This window comes from Intestinibacter sp. (genome assembly GCF_051866655.1).
GTDB lineage: Bacteria > Bacillota > Clostridia > Peptostreptococcales > Peptostreptococcaceae > Intestinibacter.
This window is the reverse complement of the sequence record NZ_JBJDXL010000219.1, coordinates 1-4,630: the sequence shown is the minus strand read 5'-3', so window position 1 is coordinate 4,630 and position 4,630 is coordinate 1. Positions and strand designations below refer to the sequence as shown.

Here is a 4,630-nt window from a genome sequence, read left to right as displayed (position 1 = left end):
TAATTTTTCTATCTTCAATTAAAACAGCTTCTACAAATTTTTCTCTTTCTACATAAATTTTTCCATTGAATAAAACTGTTTTCATTTTTATTTTCCCCCTATAATTTCACATAATATAATTAGAAATTATACAAATATCCTATGCTGATTTTCCTTCTTTTTTCAACTGTTTATCAAAGTATAAGTAGAAGAATATACCTATCACAGGAACTGCAAATCCAGTTACTGCACTTACTGGATCGTCAAAGAATGTACTTACAACTAATCCTGCGAAAATAAGAGCTGTGATTATTACACTAACTGGATAGAACCAAACTTTGTATGGTCTGTCTATTTCAGGCATTTTCTTACGAAGTACTGGTACAGCTAAAACAGTTAAGAAGTTAAATAACATTGTTTGGAAAACAACTAAAGTAGTTAATTGATCTAAATTTCTCATTAATACTAAAATTACAGATATTACTGCTTGAACTATTAATGCAGTTGTAGGAACTTTATATTTAGGATGTAATTTTCCAAATGATTTAAAGAAGTGACCTTCTTTAGCCATTGCATAGTACATACGAGGTTGAGCTAATATTAATCCATTTGTTGAACCAAAGATAGCTATTACCATTGCTGCAGTAACTAATATACCACCTGCATTACCAAAAATTAATTTAGCAACTTCTGTTCCTAAATAGTAATTTCCGTCTCCTATCATTGATACTACTGTATCATAAGGTAAAACTCTATATATAGCATAGTTAAATAATGTATAAAGTACTGTTATTCCACCTATACCAATTATTAATGCTAATGGTAAATCTCTTTTAGGATTTTTAATTTCTTCTGTTACTGTGTTTAAATTAGTCCATCCTTCATAAGCCCACAATGAAGCTACAATAGCAAATGCAACCATTGATACAGTTCCTGTTGCACCAGAAGATGCTACTTCTTGACCTATACCAAGATCTGGAGTTATTTTACCACAGAATAATGCTGCTCCTAATATTAATAAAATTGGCACTAATTTTGCAACCATAGAAATATTTTGAAGGATTGATGATAATTTTACACCATAACAGTTGTAAATAGTTAATCCTATAATTAATACAATTGCAAATACTTTTATACCTGTGTCACTAAGTGCTACAAAAGATTTAAGTGCTGTAGGAAGTGCTATAGCTAAAGCAGCTACTGAACCAGGTCCTCCTATTATCCAATCTGAGAATCCTGCTAAGAATCCTACACATGGATGATATGCTTCTGTTAGGTATACCATTCTACCACCTGCTTTAGGCATTGCAGCACCTAATTCTGCATAACATAATCCACCAAATAGAGATATTATTCCTCCTAGGATCCAAGCTAAAATAGCTAATCCATAGTTGTAATTAGTTCTGTCTAGTACATAAGAACCAAGATAGAATATCCCTGAACCTATCATGATTCCACCGATGATACTTACTCCGCCGAAAATACCGATTTCCCTTTTGAATTCAGTTTTTTCAGAAGATAATTCTTGTACGTGTTTTTGATTACTCATGTTATTATTCCTTTCTTTTTTTACAAAAATTTTCAAGTACCTACAAATTATAACATATATTGAAAATTCATACAATTGATTAATACCTTCTATTTGGCATCAACTAAGGTTATTTTCTTATTAAACAGGGTATATTATTAAAAAGACATTTAACTAACCTTATGAAAGGAGGAAAACTTCATGACAAATAAAATAATCAAAACTGGATTTAATTTTGATAATTCATATATAAATCTCCCTAAAGAATTTTACAGCTATATAGATTTAAGTCCTGTAAAATCACCCAGTTTAATTATCTTAAATGAAAATCTATCAGATTCACTTGGGTTAAATAAAGATTTTCTAAAATCTCAAGAGGGAATTTATATTCTTTCAGGAAATGCAAGTGCCAAAAACGGTGCGTATATATCACAAGCATATGCAGGACATCAATTTGGAACCTTTACAATGCTAGGAGATGGGCGTGCTTTGCTAATAGGTGAGCAAATAACTGCTTCAGGAGAAAGATTTGATATTCAGCTCAAAGGTTCCGGTAGAACTCCTTATTCTAGAAGTGGAGATGGACGCGCTGTTTTAGGTCCTATGCTAAGAGAATATATAGTGAGTGAAGCTATGCATGGACTTAAAATTCCAACTACTCGAAGTCTGTCAGTTGTATCTACTGGAGAAGATGTATACAGAGAAAAAATAGAACCGGGAGCTATACTAACTAGAGTTGCTTCTAGCCATATTAGATTTGGAACGTTTGAATACGCGTCATATATGTTAGGTCCTGATAAATTAAAAGCTCTAGCAGATTATACTATAAAGAGACATTTCCCATTTATAGAAAATAACAAAAATAAATATGTCGATTTTTTTAATGAGGTTATTAGAGTCCAAGCTGAGCTCGTAGCAAAATGGCAAAGTGTAGGATTTATACACGGTGTTTTAAATACCGACAATATGAGTATATGTGGAGAAACTATCGACTACGGACCTTGTGCTTTTATGGATGTCTATGATCCTGACACTGTTTTTAGCTCTATAGATACTTACGGTAGATATTCATATAAAAATCAATCCTTCATTGTAAATTGGAATTTATGCAGATTAGCAGAGGCTCTTATCCCATTAATCGATGATGATGAAAATAAGGCTATCGAAATTATGCAAAATAGTTTATCTAAATATACAGAATTGTTTACTTCAGAATTAATTTCTAATATGTGCTCTAAAATAGGTATATTTTCACCTACAGCAGATGATGTATCTCTATTAAACGAATTATTATCTATGATGAAAAAATACAAACAGGATTTTACAAATACTTTTATCGCTCTGACTTTTGGAGATTTTCCTAAAAATGAAATGTTCTCAAGCAATGAATTTATAAATTGGAACAAAAAATGGCAAGCTAGACTTAGTTCTCAAAAAAAATCTAAGGATGATATATTTGGCTTAATGAAAATTTCTAATCCAGCAGTTATACCTAGAAACCATAGAGTTGAAGAAGCTCTATCTGCTGCTGAAAAAGGAGATTTCTCTGTAATGAATAATCTTTTAAAGGCTCTATCTAATCCATATGAGCATTCAGAATTTCAAAAAGAATACGCAAAGCTACCTGCTCCATCCCAATGTGTATATAAAACATACTGTGGAACTTAATCTGTTATCTAAAAGACGTTATATAAATATTTAATATAGCGTCTTTTAGTTTATAAAAACATCTGTAACGTGTAATTTTTCCATTTTTTCTTTTGTTTTTTATTTCTTTGTTTTCCATAATATTTTGTATACAATATGTAATATATTTTTGTTATAATATTAATTACAATATTTAGAATATTAAGGAGGTCACGATGATAAATAATTTACAACAAGCAGAAAATTGCCTTCTTTGCAAAAAACCTAGATGTCAAAAAAACTGTCCTATAAATACACCAATTCCTCAAATAATCCAACTTTACAAAAACGGAGAAATAGAAAAAGCTGGAGAAATACTATTTGACAACAATCCGCTATCAGCGATTTGTGCAATAGTATGCCCACATGAAAAACAATGTAGAGGAAACTGTATTAGGGGAATAAAAAAGGAACCAGTTTACTTTCATTCTATAGAAGAAGAAATTTCAAAAAAATATTTAGAAAATACAAATTTTACAAAGCCTGAAAGCAACGGAACCAAAGTCGCTATAGTAGGTTCAGGTCCAGCTGGCCTTACAGTTGCATTTGAGCTTGCAAAGAAGGGGTACGATATTACTATATTTGAAAAAAACGAAAAAATTGGAGGAGTTCTAACTTACGGCATTCCTGAATTTAGATTGCCAGCAAAATTAATAGATTTATTAGTTCAACGTCTTTTAGATCTTGGAGTTAAAATAAAAATAAATTCAATAGTAGGTCCTGTAATAACTTTAAATAAATTATTTAAAGATGGATATAAATCAATATTCATAGGTACTGGCGTATGGAACCCTAAGAGATTAGATATAAAAGGCGAAACATTTGGTCATTCACACTATGCTATAGATTACTTAAAAAGCCCACAATACTATTCTTTAGGTAAAAAGGTTTTAGTTATCGGCGCTGGTAATGTTGCAATGGATGCCGCTAGAACTGCTAAAAGATATGGAGCTGAAGAGGTTTATATAGCTTATAGACGTGATTTTGAAGATATGACAGCAACTAAACATGAAATACATGAGGCTCAACAAGAAGGAATATTATTTAAAACCTTTGAAGCTCCAGTTGAAATAGTAGATGAAGGAATAATACTTGCTCGTACTGAAAAAATAGAAGTAGACGGAAAAATCACTCTATCTACTGTCCCTAATAGTGAATATCTATTCGAATGTGACTCTATACTTATAGCAGTAAGTCAAGTACCTAGAAATACTATAGTTGTAAACAACAAAGGTGTTGATATTACTAAACGTGGTCATATAGAAACCGATGAAAAAGGTCATACTACAAAAGAAGGTGTATTTGCCTGTGGAGATGTAGTATTAGGGGCTAGTACAGTTATTCAAGCTGTAAAAGCAGCTAAAATAGTTAGCAACTCTATGGACGAATATTTGCAAAATTCATCTGTAAAAGGAGAAATTGTAGTTTAATTTTCAC

3 protein-coding genes are annotated in these 4,630 nt (G+C 31.2%); 2 read left to right on the top strand and 1 reads right to left on the bottom strand.

The features are described 5' to 3' along the window. Positions 1-139: 139 nt before the first annotated feature. Positions 140-1,528: an APC family permease gene (locus ACI3VO_RS06665; protein ID WP_439757156.1), complete on the bottom strand. Its 1,389-nt coding sequence runs from the start codon at positions 1,526-1,528 to the stop codon at positions 140-142. 180 nt (positions 1,529-1,708) lie between these two features. Between ACI3VO_RS06665 and ACI3VO_RS06660 the strand changes: the two genes are divergently transcribed. Next, on the top strand, positions 1,709-3,175 hold the full coding sequence (locus tag ACI3VO_RS06660) for a protein adenylyltransferase SelO (RefSeq protein ID WP_439757155.1): 1,467 nt from the start codon (positions 1,709-1,711) through the stop codon (positions 3,173-3,175). 194 nt (positions 3,176-3,369) lie between these two features. Continuing rightward, on the top strand, positions 3,370-4,623 hold the full coding sequence (locus ACI3VO_RS06655; protein WP_439757154.1) for an NAD(P)-dependent oxidoreductase: 1,254 nt from the start codon (positions 3,370-3,372) through the stop codon (positions 4,621-4,623). Positions 4,624-4,630: the final 7 nt, after the last annotated feature.